This window comes from Sorangium sp. So ce367, from assembly GCF_051520455.1.
Taxonomy (GTDB): domain Bacteria; phylum Myxococcota_A; class Polyangia; order Polyangiales; family Polyangiaceae; genus Sorangium; species Sorangium cellulosum_B.
Window position 1 is genome coordinate 12191885 of record NZ_CP150334.1, and the last position, 17531, is coordinate 12209415.

Annotated in this window: 14 protein-coding genes; 13 read left to right on the forward strand and 1 reads right to left on the reverse strand. The window is 71.5% G+C overall.

Annotated elements, in window-relative coordinates; translation table 11 throughout:
• Positions 1-59: 59 nt before the first annotated feature.
• The 13 genes from WME97_RS46190 (at position 60) to WME97_RS46250 (ending at position 15892) form a co-directional block, all read left to right on the forward strand.
• Positions 60-692, forward strand: coding sequence for an OmpA family protein (locus WME97_RS46190; RefSeq protein ID WP_437547472.1), 633 nt, complete (start codon positions 60-62; stop codon positions 690-692).
• Positions 693-787: 95 nt separating this feature from the next.
• Positions 788-1648 carry a DUF2894 domain-containing protein gene (locus WME97_RS46195; protein WP_437547473.1) on the forward strand — a complete coding sequence of 287 codons (861 nt, stop codon included), beginning with the start codon at positions 788-790 and terminating at the stop codon, positions 1646-1648.
• Positions 1649-1661: 13 nt separating this feature from the next.
• Positions 1662-2108, forward strand: a complete 447-nt coding sequence (locus tag WME97_RS46200) for a hypothetical protein (RefSeq protein ID WP_437547474.1) — start codon at positions 1662-1664, stop codon at positions 2106-2108.
• Between the two features lie 454 nt (positions 2109-2562).
• A complete protein-coding gene (locus tag WME97_RS46205) occupies positions 2563-3333 on the forward strand; it encodes a PP2C family protein-serine/threonine phosphatase (RefSeq protein WP_437547475.1) in 771 nt (256 codons plus the stop codon).
• Positions 3334-3459: 126 nt separating this feature from the next.
• A complete protein-coding gene (gene uvrA / locus WME97_RS46210) occupies positions 3460-6504 on the forward strand; it encodes an excinuclease ABC subunit UvrA (RefSeq protein ID WP_437547476.1) in 3045 nt (1014 codons plus the stop codon).
• 503 nt (positions 6505-7007) lie between these two features.
• Entirely contained in the window at positions 7008-8717 is a 1710-nt protein-coding gene (locus WME97_RS46215; protein ID WP_437547477.1) for an IgGFc-binding protein, read from the forward strand.
• Positions 8718-8772: 55 nt separating this feature from the next.
• A complete protein-coding gene (locus WME97_RS46220; RefSeq protein WP_437547478.1) occupies positions 8773-9696 on the forward strand; it encodes a DMT family transporter in 924 nt (307 codons plus the stop codon).
• A 355-nt stretch (positions 9697-10051) separates the two neighbouring features.
• A complete protein-coding gene (locus tag WME97_RS46225) occupies positions 10052-11371 on the forward strand; it encodes a phenylacetate--CoA ligase family protein (RefSeq protein ID WP_437547479.1) in 1320 nt (439 codons plus the stop codon).
• A 265-nt stretch (positions 11372-11636) separates the two neighbouring features.
• Complete coding sequence (locus WME97_RS46230) at positions 11637-12365, forward strand: ClpXP protease specificity-enhancing factor SspB (RefSeq protein ID WP_437547480.1); 729 nt, start codon at positions 11637-11639, stop codon at positions 12363-12365.
• A gap of 56 nt (positions 12366-12421) precedes the next feature.
• The gene (locus tag WME97_RS46235) at positions 12422-13672 is read left to right on the forward strand and encodes a branched-chain amino acid ABC transporter permease (RefSeq protein WP_437547481.1); all 1251 of its coding nucleotides are present in this window, start codon (positions 12422-12424) and stop codon (positions 13670-13672) included.
• Positions 13669-14469, forward strand: coding sequence for an ABC transporter ATP-binding protein (locus WME97_RS46240; RefSeq protein ID WP_437547482.1), 801 nt, complete (start codon positions 13669-13671; stop codon positions 14467-14469). The genes WME97_RS46235 and WME97_RS46240 overlap by 4 nt, the downstream gene beginning before the upstream one ends.
• Positions 14466-15224, forward strand: coding sequence for an ABC transporter ATP-binding protein (locus tag WME97_RS46245; protein ID WP_437547483.1), 759 nt, complete (start codon positions 14466-14468; stop codon positions 15222-15224). Before WME97_RS46240 ends, WME97_RS46245 begins: the two co-directional genes overlap by 4 nt.
• A gap of 293 nt (positions 15225-15517) precedes the next feature.
• Complete coding sequence (locus tag WME97_RS46250) at positions 15518-15892, forward strand: response regulator (protein ID WP_437547484.1); 375 nt, start codon at positions 15518-15520, stop codon at positions 15890-15892.
• 82 nt (positions 15893-15974) lie between these two features.
• On the opposite strand, the gene WME97_RS46255 is transcribed toward WME97_RS46250, so the two are convergent.
• Positions 15975-17015, reverse strand: a complete 1041-nt coding sequence (locus WME97_RS46255; protein ID WP_437547485.1) for a hypothetical protein — start codon at positions 17013-17015, stop codon at positions 15975-15977.
• Positions 17016-17531 lie beyond the last annotated feature (516 nt).

Sequence of the window (17531 nt, forward strand, 5' to 3'; positions counted from 1 at the left end):
TCGGCGGATCGTGGCGAGATCTCACCGCGTTTGCTGACGTCAGCCGCGAGAGCGAGGCGATGTCCCTGACGCCGGCCGAAGACGATGTCCCCGAGCAGGCGGCGGTCTGGCCGGTCTTCGGCGACCTCATGGCCTGTCTCTTCGGCCTCTTCGTGCTCTTTTTCGTCTGGGCGATCTCGTTTCAGGTCGATCTGGCCCGCGATCTCGCCGCCGAGCGCGCCACCCGCGCGACGGAGCGCGCGCGTCTGGAGGCGCTCGAGCGCGCCCTGGCCGGACCGCTGGCCGAGGGAAGGATCACCCTGACGGAGGGGCGCATCGGGATCCGCGGCAGCATCCTGTTCGAGCTCAACTCGGCCGAGCTGCAGCCGGCGGGCATCGCGTTGCTCCGCGCGCTGGCCGACCCGCTCAAGGCGTACCTCGAGCATCATGACGAGCTCATCATGGTGAGCGGTTTCACGGACGACCGCCCGCTCACGAGCTCGTCCCGCGGTTATGCCGACAACTGGGAGCTCTCGGCGCAGCGAGCGCTCACGGTGACGCGGGCGCTCGCCGCAGCGGGGGTCCCCGACACGTCGCTGTTCGCGGCGGGCTTCGGAGAGCGGCACCCGGTGGCGCCCAACGACACGAGCGAGAACCGGGCGAAGAACCGCCGGGTGGAGATCTCGCCGATCCCGCGTCGGGGCGCGCCCTGATGACATCCACGTCGGATTTTTCTCCGATAATGCCTCCCCAACCCGGGTTGGCTGCGTCCCCCCAACCTGGGTCGCCCCCGTCCCCCCAACCCGGGTTGTCCGCGTCCCCCCAACCCGGGTCGCCCCCGGCCGACGCGCGCCTCGCCGCCCTGCGGGCGGCCGGCGCCCACCGCTTCGACCCCGCGGGCTACCGCCTCGTCGAGGCGCTCCTCGAGCGCGCTCGCGCCCTCGACGGCGGCGCCCGCGCGCGCCTCGCCGCCCGCGCCTCCGCGCGGCTCGCGGCGCTCGACGCCGCCTTCCACCGCGCCCGCGTCGACGCCGAGGCCCACCTCCGCGCCCTCGCCGACGCCGGCCTCCCTCACGACGGCGCCCTGGCCGCGGCCCTCGCGCTCGGCGATTTCCCCGCCGTCGTGAGGACAGCGCGCCGCCGCCTGCGCGCGCTCGCCGCCGAGCGGAAGACGACCGCCGTCCCCTCGCTCGCGCGCCTTCGTGGCGAGGTGGCCGCGCGCGACGTGCGCCTCCCCAGGCCGCTCGCGCGCGATCTCGCCGAGCTCCCGTGCGACGGCGACGTCGTCGAGCGCCGGGTGAAGCGGCAGGCCCAGGCCCTCAGCAGCGCGCTGTCCACCGCGCTGTTCCACGAGTCGCTGGTGAGCGCGCGCGCCACGCTCGCCGTCGCGCGCGCGGCCGACAACGTGCCGGAGGACGCCGGCCCCTACAACGCCCAGGTGCTCGCCTCCCGGGCGCTCTGCGCCGCCGAGCGGCTCTCGGAGCACTACCTGCGCGCGCTCGTGGCCGGCCTCCAGGACCTCGGCGCCCTGGCCGCCGCGCTCGAGCCGCAGCCCGAGAAGCCAGCGCGGAAAAAAGCCGCCCCTCGGAACACGAGCGACGCCGCCCCTCGCCGACGGCCGGCTCGGTCCGTCCGAAAAAAAGAATCCCTTTTTCGCGGATCGCGTTAGGTAAGTAGTCCCCATGCTTTGCTCGCCAGGCCGATCGCTCGCTTCCCTCGCGCTCTTCCTGCTCGCCAGCTCTTGCTCGTCCTCGCCCGACAAGGTGCAGAGCGGGCCGCTCACGCCGCCGCTCAAGCAGTGCGGCACCGAGGTGGTCAAGCGCGGCGACGGCTACAACGGCGCGGCGCGCGAGTGCATCTGGCAGGCGTACAGGAACCACGACCCGTCCGAGTTCACGACCACGCGGTACACCATCGAAGGCGATCCCGTCACCTACCGCCTCGAGGTCACGCTCACGGGCGTCGTGGTCGTCGTGAACAGCAAGGATCGCTACGCGCTCCGGGGCGTCTTCCGCCACGAGTGCCGCAACCTCGAGCGCATCATGCAGGAGGGCACCGACGACGGGCGGTTCGGCTTCGCGCTGAGCGCGTGCTCCGGCGGCGGCGCCGACCGGTTCGCGGTCCCGTGACGAGCCCGCCGCGCGCCGGCGTCCCCGGCTCGGCCCGGCGGCCCGGTCGGCTCGCTGTCCCGACGGGAGGTCGCCCCGAAGCCGCGGCAAATCGAGACGTTGGAAACGGAACGGCGACGGGCGCGCAACGTGAGGCGCAATCGCGCACCGTGCCGAGCTCTGCGCGGACGGCCGCCGGCGGGCGCGCCCCGAGGCCTGATCTGGTGGACGCGACCGATCCTTGGCGCGTAGGCTCGCTGGGAGCAGTCGGAGCGGGCGGCAAGATGAGCAGACGAAGCACCCCGTGTCGCGCGATCGGTCCGAGGAAGGCGCCGGAAGGGTGTGGATGACGCGATGACGGAAGACGCGCGCCCGTCGTCCGGCAGTCCGGCAGAGCGTGCCTGCGAGCACGCTGGAGGGCAGCGCCGTGCAGCGTCACCTCGTTTTTGAAGCCGCCGGGATCAGCCATCCTGGCATGGTCCGAGACACGAACGAGGACAGCTTCGCGATCCTCGAGCCCCGGGGGCTGTTCCTCCTGGCCGACGGCATGGGAGGGCGCGCCGCCGGGGAGGTCGCCTCGCGCATGGCGATCGATACGGTGCGTGATTTCTTCGACGACCCGGACTCCACCTGGCCTGTCGCCGTCGGCGTGGGGCCGCCCACGACGCGGGGCTCGGAGGCGCGCTACGTCGATCAGGGGCTCCCCCTGCTCGTCGCGGGCATCCAGCTCGCGAACGGCCGCATCTTCTCCGCCGCGCGGCGCGACCGGGAGAAGCGCGGCATGGGCACCACGATCGCGGCCGTGCTGGCGCGCGACGGCTTCATCGCCGTCGCGCACGTGGGCGATAGCCGCGTATACCGCCTCCGCGATCATCGCCTCGAGCAGCTCACGCGGGATCACTCGCTGGTCAACGAGTGCATCCGGCTCGGCCACCTCCTCCCCGAGCAGGCCAGCTCGTTCCCGCTCCAGCACGTGATCACCCGCGCCCTCGGCACCGACGAGGCGGTCGACGTCGAGACGCGGATCGACGCCATCGAGGGAGGGGATGTCCTCCTGCTCTGCTCAGACGGCCTGTCCGGCGTGGTGTCGGCGCAAGATATCGCAAGTATCCTGGCGACCCAGGCCGATCTGGCCGAGATCGCGTCCCGGCTCGTCAAGCGTGCCAACGAGAACGGTGGCCCCGATAACGTCACCTGCGTTGTCGTGCGCTGGCGCGCTTCGCCCGGCGGCCCGACCAGGCGCTGATCCGCGCGCCCGCCCTGCCGCTCCGGCGGCGTGAGCGCGAGAGCATTGCGCTCAGCCCGCCAGTTTTTCCATGGAACACCGCGTGCCGGAGAGCACGCCACCGTGTTAATGGCGGTGGCGAATCCAATGGGCGCGCGAACGAACGGATCCACACACCCGCAATCCATCGAATCCCCGTCCCGGAGCGCGGCGCTGAGCAAGCCGGGGAAGGGCGGCTCCTCGGGCGCGCGGCGCGCCGGCCCGGCGGCGGCGGAGCTCGATCCTGCGGAGCACCACCGTCCGGCGCTCAAGCTCCTCGACGCGGCGCGCGAGCCGGATTTCATCGAGGTGCTCGGATCGCGGGAGCACAACCTCCGCATCGATCGGCTGGAGGTGCCCAAGCGGAAGCTCGTGGTGTTCACGGGGGTGAGCGGCTCGGGCAAGTCGAGCCTGGCGTTCGACACGCTCTACGCCGAGGGGCAGCGGCGTTACGTCGAGACGCTGAGCTCTTACGCGCGTCAGTTCCTGGGTCAGCTCGAGCGCCCGCAGGTCGAGCACCTGCGCGGCCTGTCGCCGACCATTGCCATCGAGCAGAAGAGCGCGTCGAGCAACCCGCGCTCCACGGTCGGCACGATCACGGAGGTCTACGATTACCTGCGCGTGCTCTATGCGCGCGCCGGCGAGCAGCATTGCCACCTCTGCGGCAAGCCGGTGAAGGCGCAGAGCTCGGAGCAGATCGTCGACGAGCTCCTCGGGATGCCGGAGGGGACGAGGTTCGTGCTGTTCGCGCCGCTCGTGACGCACCGGAAGGGGGAGTTCAAGGACCTGTTCGAGGAGCTCCGGGGCCGCGGCTTCGTGCGGGTCGAGATCGACGGGGCGCAGCACCGGCTCGACGAGCTGCCGAAGCTCGACAAGAAGCTCAAGCACACCATCGCGCTCGTGGTGGACCGGCTGGTCGTGCGGGCGGACGAGCGCCAGCGCATCACGGAGGGGGTCGAGCTCGCGCTCCAGGAGGGGCGCGGCGAGCTCCGCGTCGAGCTTCAGGCCGACGAGGGGGCGTCCGGGAAGCGGCGTCGCCCCGACGCCCCGCTGCTGTTCAGCGCCGCGCGCTCTTGCTGCGGCCAGAGCTTCCCCGAGCTCTCGCCGCAGAGCTTCTCGTTCAACAGCCCGCTCGGCATGTGCGGCGCCTGCAACGGCCTCGGCACCCGCCTCGAGATCGATCCGGCCCTCGTGATCCCGGATCCTGCGCTGTCGATCCGGGAGGGCGCCATCGCCCCCTGGGCGTCGGCCATGGCGCGCGGGGAGGGCTGGACGTTCCGCATCATCGACGCCGTGGCCAAGGCGTGCTCCGTCGACCTCGACGTGCCCTGGCGCAAGCTCGGGGCGAAGAAGCAGGAGATGGTGCTCCATGGCCTCTCCGGCAAGCGCATCGCGGTGACGTGGGGGAAGGAGGGGACCGAGACGCACGGCACCTGGGGCATGAAGTTCGAGGGCGTGATCCCCAGCCTGATGCGCCGGTTCCAGCAGTCGTCGTCCGAGTCGGCGCGGGACGCTTACCGCAAGTTCATGAGCGAGCGCCCGTGCGACGCCTGCGGCTCCCGGCGGATGCGCCCCGAGTCGCTCGCCGTGCGCGTCGCGGCCAAGGGGATCGCCGACGTCACCGCGATGACGGTGAGGGACGCCTACGAGCATTTCGCCCGGCTCGAGCTGCCGGGCAACCGGCAGAAGATCACGGAGGGGGTGCGGCGCGAGATCACGAGCCGGCTCAGCTTTCTCCTGAACGTGGGGCTCGACTACCTGACGCTCGACCGCTCGGGGCCGACGCTGAGCGGCGGCGAGGCGCAGCGCATCCGGCTGGCGAGCCAGCTCGGCAGCGAGCTCTCCGGGGTGATGTACGTGCTCGACGAGCCGAGCATCGGCCTGCACCAGCGGGACAATCAGCGCCTCATCGAGACGCTGCGGCGCCTCAGGGATCTGGGCAACACGGTGCTCGTGGTGGAGCACGACGAGGAGACGATCCGGGCCGCCGACTACGTCGTGGATTTCGGCCCCGGGGCCGGGCACCTCGGCGGCCGGGTGATGGCCGCGGGGACGCCCGAGGAGATCGCGCGTGACCCCGAGAGCGTGACCGGGGCGTACCTGGCGGGGCGCGCGCGCATCGAGGTGCCCGAGGCGCGGCGCGCGCCGCGCGGGTGGCTGGAGATCCTGGGCGCGGCCGAGCACAACCTGAGGAGCATCGACGTCCGCTTCCCGCTCGGGGTGCTGCTCGCGGTGACCGGGGTGAGCGGCGCCGGCAAGAGCTCGCTGGTGAACGGCATCCTCTTGCCGGCGCTGGGCCGGGCGCTCCACCGCAGCACCGAGCCGGTCGGCGCGCACCGCGCGATCCAGGGGCTCGAGGCGCTCGACAAGGTCATCGCGATCGACCAGAAGCCGATCGGCCGCACGCCGCGCTCGAACCCGGGGACGTACACGAAGGCGTTCGACCAGATCCGCGAGATCTTCGCCGAGCTGCCGGAGTCGCGCGCGCGCGGCTACGGCCCGGGGCGGTTCAGCTTCAACGTGAAGGGCGGGCGCTGCGAGGCGTGCAGCGGCGACGGCATGGTGAAGGTGGAGATGCACTTCCTCGCCGACGTCTATGTCCCGTGCGAGGTGTGCGCCGGCAAGCGGTACAGCGCGCAGACGCTCGCGGTGCGGTTCAAGGGCAAGAGCATCGCGGACATCCTCGACACCAGCATCGAGGATTGCCTGCGTCTCTTCGAGCACCACGTCGCGCTGCGCCGCGTCCTCGAGACGCTGGTCGAGGTCGGACTCGGGTACATGAAGATCGGCCAGAGCGCGCCGACGATGAGCGGCGGCGAGGCGCAGCGCGTGAAGCTGAGCCGGGAGCTCGGCAAGAGCCAGACGGGGAGAACGCTCTACGTCCTCGACGAGCCCACGACGGGCCTGCATTTCGAGGACATCCGCAAGCTGCTCGGAGTGCTCCACCGGCTGGTCGACGCGGGGAACACGGTGGTGGTGATCGAGCACAGCCTCGATGTCATCAAGTGCGCGGACTGGGTGATCGATCTCGGGCCCGAGGGCGGCGCAGGCGGCGGACGGGTCATCGCCGAGGGGACGCCGGAGCACGTCGCGAAGGTGAAGGGGTCGTATACAGGACAGTTCCTTAGCCCCCTTCTCCCCCCGAGGCGTTAACCAAGCCTGGCGCCGCGTTCTCCCACATCCGAACGTGGTCGTGAACGTTCACGACCACGTTGACGACCACGTTCACGTTGGTGGCCGGTGGGGCGGGCTTCGCGCGCTGGGTGCAACGGAACGAGCTCGATTGACGCCGATTCCCTCTTCTCCTGCGCGGCCGCTGGCCGCGCGGGGATGGATCATCTGGGGCAGAGTGGGGCAGAGAACGTCTGCGACGGCTCCTCCCGACGCGCCTGAGACAGACACGTTTGTGATTTGCGTCGCTCGCTGACCATCCATTTCAGAGAAGCGCGATATTCATTGGTGTCGCCCATGACGTATGTATTCGATCGGCTTGCACCGCGCTGCAAAAGCGCGTAGCCGGGATCGATGGACACCAACGTGTCCAGGAGTGCGCGAGCACCCGACCAGCACCTTCAGCAAAAAAGCACCATGATATCTCGCGCCAGCGGGGCTGTCGTACAGGCCCCTGCGCTCGAGATCCGTTGACGGGAGGGCCCATGCAGATCTCGAAGCATGCTCTGTTTCTCGGCGTAGGACTCTGGGTGGGCGCCGCCTCGGCGGCGGCGTGCTCCGCCAGCGGCTCGTCGGCGGGCGACCCTCGGCCTGGGACCACCTCCAGCGGCGGCGGCTCGGGCGGTGACGCCGTCGGGTCGATGAGCTCCGGCGGTTTCGGCGACGACATCGGCGCCGGCACCGGGGGCGGCGACGTCGGCCCCGAGCTGGCCGGCGACCCGAAGACGTGCGCGGAGGCCGCCGCGAGCAAGTCCTATATCGGCTGTGACTTCTGGCCCACGGTCACCGCGAACATCGTCTGGTCGATCTTCGACTACGCGGTCGTCGTCGCGAACGCCGGCGATGAGATCGCCGAGGTCGAGGTGACGCGCGCCGGCGCCCCGGTGGCGCGCGCCGAGGTCAAGCCCAACAGCCTGAGCAAGATCTACCTCCCCTGGGTGCGTGAGCTGAAGGGGCCCGACGCCACCCATTGCACCGGAGGAGACTCGATCACGAGCTCCGTCCGTGTCGACGGCGGCGCTTACCACCTCGTCTCGACAAGGCCGGTCACGGTCTATCAATTCAACGCGCTCGAGTACAAGGGAGAGGGCGGCCCTTCCGGGAAGGACTGGTCGTCCTGCCCTGGCAACGAGGCGTGCGCGGCCAACGACGGGGAGCCCTTCGGCTGCTTCTCCTTCACCAACGACGCGTCGCTGCTCCTGCCGAGCACCGCGATGACAGGCAACTACCGCGTCACGGGCCAGCGCGGCTGGGCGCAGGCGGACTTCGGCGGCTACATCGTCATCAGCGCGATCCAGGACGGCACCAGCGTCACCGTGAACGTCGCCGAGGGAGGCTCGGTGGTCGCGGGCGACGGCATCCCCCGGACGAGCGGCGGCGGCAGCTTCACCGTCCAGCTCGACGAGGGGGATGTCGTCGAGGTCCTCGGGCACCCGAGGAGCGACCTCAGCGGCAGCCTCGTCACCGCGACCCGCCCTGTCCAGGTGCTGACGGGCATCCCGTGCGTGCAGGCGCCGGTCGGCCACCAGGCCTGCGACCATATCGAAGAGTCCGTGTTCCCCGCCGAGACGCTGGGCAAGCGGTACTTCGTGACGGTCCCGACGTCGCCGGGCGGCCGCGTCATCGGCCACATCGTGCGCGTCTACGGCAACGTCGATGGCACGGCGCTGACGTATCCGTCCGGCAAGCCGGACGGCGCGCCGACCACCATCGACGCTGGCCAGGTCGTCGACCTCGACGTGGTGAGGCGGGATTTCGAGGTCGTGGGAGATCACGAGTTCGCGGTCAGCACGTTCATGCTGGGCGCCGAGATCGTCGACGCGGACACCGAGCCTCGCCAGAAGGGCGATCCGTCGCAGAGCCACCCCACCGCGGTCGAGCAGTACCGCTCCAAGTACGTCTTCCTCGCGCCGAGCGACTACGATGAGAGCTACGTCGACATCATCCAGCCGCTCGACGCCACGATCACGCTCGACGACGCCGCCGTCGGCGTCGCCCCGACCCCGATCGGCAACGGCTCCGGCTTCGGTGTCGCGCGTGTCCGGCTCGGCCCAGGCAACGGCGGCGCGCACGTGCTGACCGCCTCGGCGCCCGTCGGCATCCAGGTGCTCGGCTACGGCGCCTACACGAGCTACCAGTACCCTGGCGGGCTCAATCTCGTCGTCATCGCGCCCCCGCCGCCCCCGCCCCGCTGACCCCGCGCGCGCCGCGCTGGTTGTCTTTCCCGGTCTCCTGAACTAGCACCCTCGCATGACGGACGAGCCGCGCTCCTCGGCACGTCGCGCCCGCCGCGCCGCGCTCTTCGTCGTCCTGGCCAGCCTCGCGTTCGCCGCGAGCGGCCCGCTCGCCCGTTACGCGCGCCCGGTCCACCCGCTCGCCATCGCCTTTGGCCGGGTCGCCCTCGCGGCGCTCGCGCTCTCCCTGCTCGACCTGCGCGCGATCGCCCGCTCGGCTGCCCGCCTCTCGCCGCGCCAGGGCGCCGCCGTCCTCTGCGCCGGCCTCCTGCTCGCCGTCCACTTCGCGCTCTTCCTCTGGGGGCTCGACCGCACGTCCCTCGCCGCGGCGCTCTCGCTCGTCTCGCTCGAGCCGCTCGCCGTCGTGCTCTGCGCGTGGGCGTTCTTCGGCGTCCGCCCCACGCGCTCCGAGCAGGCGGGGGTGCTCCTCGCCACCGTCGGCGCGCTCGTCGTCGGGCGCTCGGCCGGCGCCGGCGATCACCGGCTCTCGGGCGACCTCCTGGTCGTCGGCGCCACCCTCCTCTACGGCCTCTATGTGTCCTTCGCCCGCGCGCTCCGGGACGCGCTGCCGGCGCGGAGCTACGCCGCCCTCGTCTACGGCAGCGCCGCCGTCTTCCTCGCCGTGGCGCTCCCGTTCGCGCCCGGCGCGCTCGAGGGCGTCGCCCCGCCGCCGGCCCACGCCGCCGTCGCCATCGTCGCGCTCGCGCTCGTCCCCACCGTCGTCGGCCACACCGCGGTCCAGATCGCGGCGCGCAGCATGTCCCCGTCCATCGTCGCGCTCGTGTCCCCCGGCGAGACGCTCGGCGGGATCGTCATCGGCGCCCTGTGGCTCCACGCCACCCCCACCGCCCTCGAGATCGCGGGCGCCGCGATCATCCTCCTCGGCGCCACCGTCGCGATCCTCGGGTCGAGCTCGTCCGCGGCCACGAGCGCAGGCTGACGGGCCCCTCCGGCGCGGCGTGCAGCCGTGACAGCGTACGTCCGTGCAGCGATCGCGCCGAGCGCTCACCAGCTCTGCTGGGACAGAGTTTGAACAGGGAGGCGAGGAGACAGGGCGTATTTGAAGATCTCCTCCCCGTCTCCTCGCCTCCCTGTGAATCTCCGACGAATCCAAGGGGATGCCTCAGGAGTTTGCCCGCGCGCGCCGCTCCGGTCGGACTCCGCGCCACGAACACAGGGATTTGGCGGGAGAGCCGCCCGCGCGCGCTTGACGGTCGATGATTCGAAAGAACGCTTCGCCCATGTACGGTGGGCTGTTTCGAAACATCCTGTTTCCGTTCTACGAGACCCGTTTGATGGGCAGGGAGACCCTGAAAGACCTGGAGCGGATAGAGCGCTCCCAGTGGCGATCGGAGAATGAGATTCGCGATCTCAGCTTCCGGCGGATGCTCGCCGCGCTCCAGTTCGCCGAGCAGCACGTCCCGTTTTACCGGGCGCGCTTCGCCGAGCACGGCGTGCGCGCCGCCTCGGTGAAGGCGCCGGAGGACCTCCTGCGGTTCCCCGTCCTCACGAGGGCCGACCTCCGCGCCCACGGGCAGGACCTCCTCGCCGAGGGCTTCGTCGGCCGGCTCTATGCGAGCGGCACGGGCGGGTCGACGGGGGAGCCGGTGCAGTTCCGCTTCGATCACCGCACCTACGAGCGCCGCATCGCGGCCGCCATGCGGTCCGACGGGTGGGCGGGCGCCCGGCTCGGCGACCGGGAGCTCCACCTGTGGAGCACCGTGCTGGTCAGCGAGACGCTCGCGAAGAAGGCCAAGCGCTCCCTTCACGAGGCCATCCTCCGCAAGAAGATGATCTCCGCCTTCGACCTGTCCGACCGGCGCCTCGCCGCGTTGCTCGACGAGATCGCGCGGTACCGGCCGCAGCTCATCGTCGGGTACGCGAGCGCGCTGTACCACGCGGCGCGCTACGCGCTCTCGGACGGCCGCGCGCTCCCCGCGCCGCGCGGCATCGTCACCAGCGCCGAGCGGCTGTTCGCGCACCAGCGCGAGGCCATCGAGCGCGCGTTCGGCGCGCCGGTGTTCGATCGGTACGGCTGCCGGGAGCTCATGCTGATCGCCGCCGAGTGCGGGCGGCACGCCGGCAAGCACATCAACATGGAGAACGTGTTCGTCGAGCTGCTCCACGACGGGCGCCACGCCCTCCCCGGCGAGCCCGGCGAGGTCGTCGTGACCGACCTCGTCTGCCGCTCGATGCCGCTCATCCGCTACAAGAACCAGGACGTCGCGATCGCCGCCGGCGCGCCGTGCGCGTGCGGCCGCGGGCTGCCGATGCTCGCCTCCGTCGAGGGCCGCGTCCTCGACCTGCTCGTCGGCCCCGACGGCGAGCTGCTCGCCGGGGAGTTCTTCCCGCACCTCATCAAGGACCAGCCGACGATCGCCCGCTACCAGGTCCACCAGGACCGGCGGCGCGCGCTCACGGTCAAGCTCGTGCCGGGCAAGGGCTTCCAGCCCGAGACCGCGCGGCTCATCGAGCGCCTCGTCCGGCAGCACCTGGGCGAGCGCGCGGAGGTCTGCGTCCAGATCGTCGACGACATCCCCCTCACGAGCGGCGGCAAGCACCGGGTCACCCTCTCCGAGGTCCCCGTCCAGCTGGGCCGGGGGCGCGCAGCGTGAGCGTCGCCGGGGTCGCGCGCGGGCCTGTCGCGCCCGACCCCGGCGACGCCCCCGGCGGCGCGCGGCCGCCGGGAGGCTCGAGCGGCGCCGGCGCCGGCCGCACCGCGCGCCGCGCTCACGGTCACAGCGCGCTTTCTACAGATCTGCTGGAGTCGCCTGGTGGCTGGGGTGCGGCGGCCTGCTCACCCGGCACGCTGCTCGGCGCGTGGCCTCCCCGAAGCGCTGGCGGAGCCGCGCGGTCCGGGGTATTGGGCAGAGCAGTACGATGTCCGACGTGCAGAGACCGCTCCCGCCGAAAAAGGACGTCGCGCTGGCCCTCCTCGAGCGAGAGCCGAGCGTGTTCATCCACCTCGATCCGCGCCGGCCCGGTGTCTCCGTCCCCAAGTGGTTCACGGGGCAGCCGCAGCTGATCCTCCAGGTCGGCATGAACATGGCGATCGCCATCCCCGACCTCAAGGTGGACGACGACGGGATCAGCTGCACCCTGTCGTTCAACCGCGCGCCGTTCTGGTGCCGCTTGCCTTGGCACGCGATATGGGCGCTCGTGAGCGAGGACCAGCGCGGCATGGTGTGGCCCGAGGACATCCCGGCCGATCTCGCCGCGCAGAAGCAGCAGCGCCCCGCCGTCGCCCCGCCGCAGAAGCCCGCCAAGCGGCCGCGCCCCCGGCTCGCCGCCGTCGCGCCCCCCAGCGGCGACGACGAGCGGAGCGACGAGGCGGCGGACGACGCGCGGGCGCGCGACAGGGCGCGCCCGCAGCTCGAGCCCGTGGAGGCCGGCGAGCGCCTCGGCGCGGGCGAGGCCCCGGCGCGGGACGCCGGCGCGCCCGTGAGGGCGCTCGCGCCGGTGCCGGCGCCGGCCCTCGCGCCGGTGCGATCCACCGAGGAGCGCGAAGACGACGAATCGGGTGGCTCCGGTGAGCCCGAGCCCAAGCCTCGCCAAGGGGCGGGCAAGCCGAAGCGGGAACTGCCCCCCTATTTGCGGGTCATCAAGTAACGCCACTGACGCTACTGCTTGACGGTGCGGCTCGGCCATTCCAACTCTGGCCGGCCATGCCTCGACCGTTGCAGCGCATCCTCACTGCGCTCCTGCTCCTCGGCGTCGTCGTCGCCCTCGAGTTCGGCTTCGAGACCCTCTTGCCGGACGCTGCCTGGCGTCAGCTCGCCCTGTTCGCGATGGTCAACGTCATCGCGGCGCTCTCGCTCAACGTCATCAACGGCATGGCCGGCCAGTTCTCGATCGGCCACGCAGGCTTCGTCGGGATCGGCGCGTACACCGGGGCGGTCGTGGCCGGCAACCTGCACCAGCACCTCGGCGGCGGCGACCCGCTCTTCGGCAACTCGTTCGTCGTGATGCCCGCGGCGCTGCTCGCGTCCGGGCTCGTCGCGGCGCTCTTCGGCCTCGTGGTCGGCCTGCCGAGCCTCCGGCTGCGCGGCGACTACCTCGCCATCGTGACCCTCGGGTTCGCCGAGATCTTCCGCCTGACGATCGCGACGGCGACGACCGGCGGCCCCGACCAGGGGGCGATCGGCAAGCTCCTCGGGGCGCTCGGCGGCCCGATCGGCTACGCCGGCCCCGACGACACCGGCGTGCCGCAGTACGCCGGCCCGTTCTGGATCTTCGGCGCCGTCGTGCTCGCGACGATCCTCGCCTGGCGGCTGAAGTTCTCCGGCTGGGGCCGCGCGCTGCGCGCCCTCCGCGAGGACGAGATCGCCTCCGCCGCGGTGGGCGTCGATCCGACGCGCTACAAGGTCACGTCGTTCGTCATCTCCGCCGCCGGCGGCGGCATCGCCGGCGCCCTGCTCTCCTCGATGCGCGACGGCAACCCCACCGTCCAGCCGGACCAGTTCACGTTCAACTACTCGTTCGACGCCATCACGATGGTGATCCTCGGCGGCTCGGGCAGCGTCTCCGGGGCGATCCTCGGCGGCGTGTTCGTGACCTTCACGGTGAAGCTCATCGAGCAGCTGCAGGGCCTCGACAGCGTCCTCGCGCTGAAGGCGGCCTACCCCGCGCTCGATCTGAACGCCCTCAGGATGGTGATCTACGCGGCCATCCTCATCGGCCTGATGGTCCTCCGCCCCGAGGGGCTGTTCGGCGAGCGCGAGCTCTTCGGCCGGCGCTGGTCGCGCAGGAAGCGCTTCCCGGTGGGCCCGGCCGAGCCCGTCCCCGCCACGACCGGCGTGGAGGCGGGCGCCGGGCACGAGGGCGCGCTGCCGAGCCCAGGCGCGCCGCCCGATGAGCCGCCGCCCGGCATCACCGTCGGCCGCGAGGGCAAGGCGGCCGGGAGGGAGCTCGAGTGAACCTCGATCTGAAGCACGTGACCAAGCGGTTCGGCGGCCTGCGGGCGGTCGGCGACGTCTCCTTCTCCGTGCCCGAGCGCTCGATCTTCGGGCTCATCGGCCCGAACGGCGCGGGCAAGACGACGGTGTTCAACCTGATCACCGGCGTCTACAAGCACGACGAGGGCGCGATCCGCTTCGGCGGGACCGACCTCGCGCCGCTCCGGCCGAGCCAGATCGCGCGCCTCGGCATCGCCCGCACGTTCCAGAACATCCGCCTCTTCGGCCAGCTCACGGTGCTCGAGAACGTGCTCGTCGCCTGCGAGAACCTGCGGAGATCCACGCTCGCCGCCGCCCTGCTGCGCTCGCCGTTCTTCTACAAGGACGAGCAGGAGATGACCGAGCGCGCCCTCTCGCTGCTCTCGGTGTTCAAGCTGGAGGACATGGCCGACGAGATCTCGACGTCGCTCTCGTACGGCAATCAGCGCCGCCTCGAGATCGCCCGGGCGATGATGCTCAAGCCGAGGCTGCTCCTGCTCGACGAGCCGGCGGCGGGCATGAACTACGGCGAGGCCGAGGGGCTCAAGCAGCAGATCCGCTGGCTGCGCGACACCTTCGACATCACGGTCGTGCTGGTCGAGCACAACATGCAGGTCGTGATGGGGGTGTGCGAGGAGATCCACGTCCTCGATCACGGCGAGACCATCTCGCACGGCACCCCGGAGGTCGTGCGCAGGGACCCGAAGGTCCTCGCCGCGTACCTCGGCGAGGAGATCGACGACGAGGCGGCCGGCGCGGCGGCGGAGGAGCCCGCATGAAGACATCGCATCCGACGCGGCAGCCCCCCTCGGTGGCCCCCGGCGACCCCCTGCTCGTCGTCGACGATCTCGCGGTCAGCTACGGCGGCATCAAGGCGCTCAAGGGCGTCAGCCTCGAGGTGCGGCGCGGCGAGATCGTGGCGATGATCGGCGCGAACGGCGCCGGCAAGACGACCACGCTGAAGACGATCGTCCGCCTGCTCCCGATCGCCTCCGGCCGCATCCGCTACGACGGCAAGGACCTCGCGTCCGTCTCGACGGAGGAGCTCGTCGCGGCCGGCATCTCGCTCGTCCCGGAGGGGCGCGCGATCTTCTCGAACCTCAGCGTCCGCGAGAACCTCGAGCTCGGCGCGTGGTGCCACAAGCACGGCCCCACCATGGCGGAGACCGTCGACGACGTGGTGAAGCTCTTCCCCCGGCTGGGCGAGCGCATGCACCAGCACGGCGGCACGCTCTCCGGCGGCGAGCAGCAGATGCTCGCGATCGGCCGCGCCATGATGGCGCGCCCCGCCATGCTCCTCCTCGACGAGCCCTCGCTCGGCATCGCGCCGCGGCTCGTCGCGGACATCTTCGAGTCGATCGCCAAGATCGCGGCGTCAGGAACAACCGTACTCCTCGTCGAGCAGAATACCCGACTGGCGCTCAAGTACTCGACGCGGGCCTACGTGCTCCGTACTGGGCAGATCGCCATGAGCGGCGAGTCGAAGGACCTCGCGGCGAACGAAGAGATCCGCGCGGCCTACCTCGGCGGCTGATCCCGCTCCCGCGCCGGTGCGCGTCGGCGCTTCGCGATTCCCCGAGCGGGCCGCAGACGGGCCCTCGCGGAACACGGCGGAACACGGCGGAACACAGCGGATCAGAAGCGGATCGGAAAAGAAACAGGCAGAGAGCGCTGGTGTTTCAAGCGCGTATCAACGCATCGCGTGATGCGCTGAGGTGCGATTGATATCGCTCTTTGCCGAATATGGAGTATGGTCACTGTGAGCCAGGCCATGAAGACCTGGTTTTCACAGCGGCGGCCAGAGCCGGCTGCTGACGGGGGATACCCATGGAGATTGAGAGCACGACCCGCGTCCTGGTGATCGACGACGACGCCAGCAACTCCCAGCCGCTCGTCCACTTCCTCTCATCCCGGGACTACACGGTGGAGACGTGCTGCGGGCTCGGCCATGCGCGTGACGTGCTTGCCCGCTGGCGTCCTCATGTGATGGTGCTCGTGCCCCGGGAGGAGGCGGAGCTCCACCGCGAGATGGAGGAGCTCCGCCGCATGTCGCCGCGCGTGCCCGTCGTGGTGCTCACGCCCGCGGTCGGCCCCGAGCTCATCCTGGACATGGAGGCGTTTGCGCCCACGGTGCCCGCGTGCCCGTCGCGCGGCCTCGCGTACATCGAGTCTGCGGTGGCCGACGCCTCGGCCATGGGCTGACCGCGGCTGGCCTCGGAGCGGGGCCCGCGCTCACCGCGGGCCGGGTCCCACCCGGGGCAGGCGCCTGCCGCATCGGCTCGCCTCAGGCGGACGGCTCGAGCCCGTCCGGCAACCCGTCGAAGAACTCCTCCACCACGGCCGCGAGCCAGGCGCGCACCGGTCCGGTCGCGCACATGCTCCTCACGACGGGCCAGAGCGCGTCCGCGAGCGCGCCGACGTCGAGCTCGGGCGCGATCCCGAGCCGCCCCAGCGCCTCGCCGAGCGGCTCGCGCGCGTGCGCCGCGACGAACGCCGCGATCGCCTCGCTGGTCCGCGCCCGGACGGGCCGGTCCCGGAGCAGCTGCGCGGCGATGTCGGCGCCGAGCTCCTCGGCGATCGCCGAGCTCTTCGCGTCGAGCTGACCGACGAGCGCGCAGATCTCCTGCTCCAGCACCCACGTGGCGACCTGCTTGCGCAGGCCGACGAACTCGGGCGTGTCGCCCTTGGCGACGAGGATGTCGTGCACCTGGCGCATCGCCGTGCGCGAGAAGCCCTGCAAGAACCGGCGGATCTCCGGCTCGAGCCGCCGCTCGAACTCGCCCCGCATCGCGCCCATCGTCTTGCCGACCCCGCCGAGGCCGAAGGGGGCGACCCGCTTGAGGAGCGCGGGCAGGCCCCACTCGGCGAAGAACGGGTTCACCTTCTCGGTGAACTCCATCAGCGTGTCGTAGAGGACGTCGCGCATCACCGCGTCGAGCGCCGCGCTCTCCAGCACCTCGCGCACGAGCCGCTCCGGCACGATCTTCGGCTGCTCGAGGATGCGGTCGAGCTTGTCGCGGGCGCCCTCCGGCAGGAGCTCCTTCGCGCTCCGCCGCTCGGCGCGCGCCGCCTCGACGAGCGCCGCGAGCGCCGCGGCGGCCGCGGGCCGGACCGCCCGCCGGAGCGGCTCTTCGGCCGCCAGCGCCTCGAGCGCGCGCCCGATCGCCCCCGCGTCCACGAGCTCGCCGAGCGGCGTCGCGAGCAGCGCCGCGAAGCCGGCAGGCAGCCGCTCCCGGAAGTCGCGCGCAGCCGCCTCCGAGACGAGCCGCGCCTCGAGGAACGCGATCTGACGAGCCTTCAGTTCATTAAGTAGCGCGCGATCCATCGGGGAACCGATAGCCCCGAGCCCCCGCTGGTGCCAGGCGCAGATGACCCCGGGCCTCTGCCGACGCGGCACGCGGCGCCCGGCGCCCGGCGCCCGGCCCCTGGCCTCCGCTCGGCCCCCGAAATCGCGCAGTACTGTGAATCTGCCCAGCGGGTGAGCGCCCTACTCATTGAACGTGGTTTCGGAGGAGCCTTACCAAAAACACCTTACTTGGAGCTCCAGTATCCGGGACTCCCTGAGTCGGCGCGCCGCTCGCGCACGTGCGTTCGTGCGGCGGACCTGCGGGCAGCGCCGCGCGTCCGGGCGAAGCGGGATTGTCGGTGATTGTCATTTTCCGACGGCGGAGACTGGGGCCGAAGTCAACTTTGCGGACCTCGCGACAGAGAGTTGCAACGAATTACAAGTGCCTGACAACTTCGGATCCGGCGGATGGTACGCGTTCGTTGTCTGCCGGCGCCTTGCAGGGGTGGAGAACGGCGCTCTCGCCGTTCCCGCGGCTGCACGGCAACCCGCCGG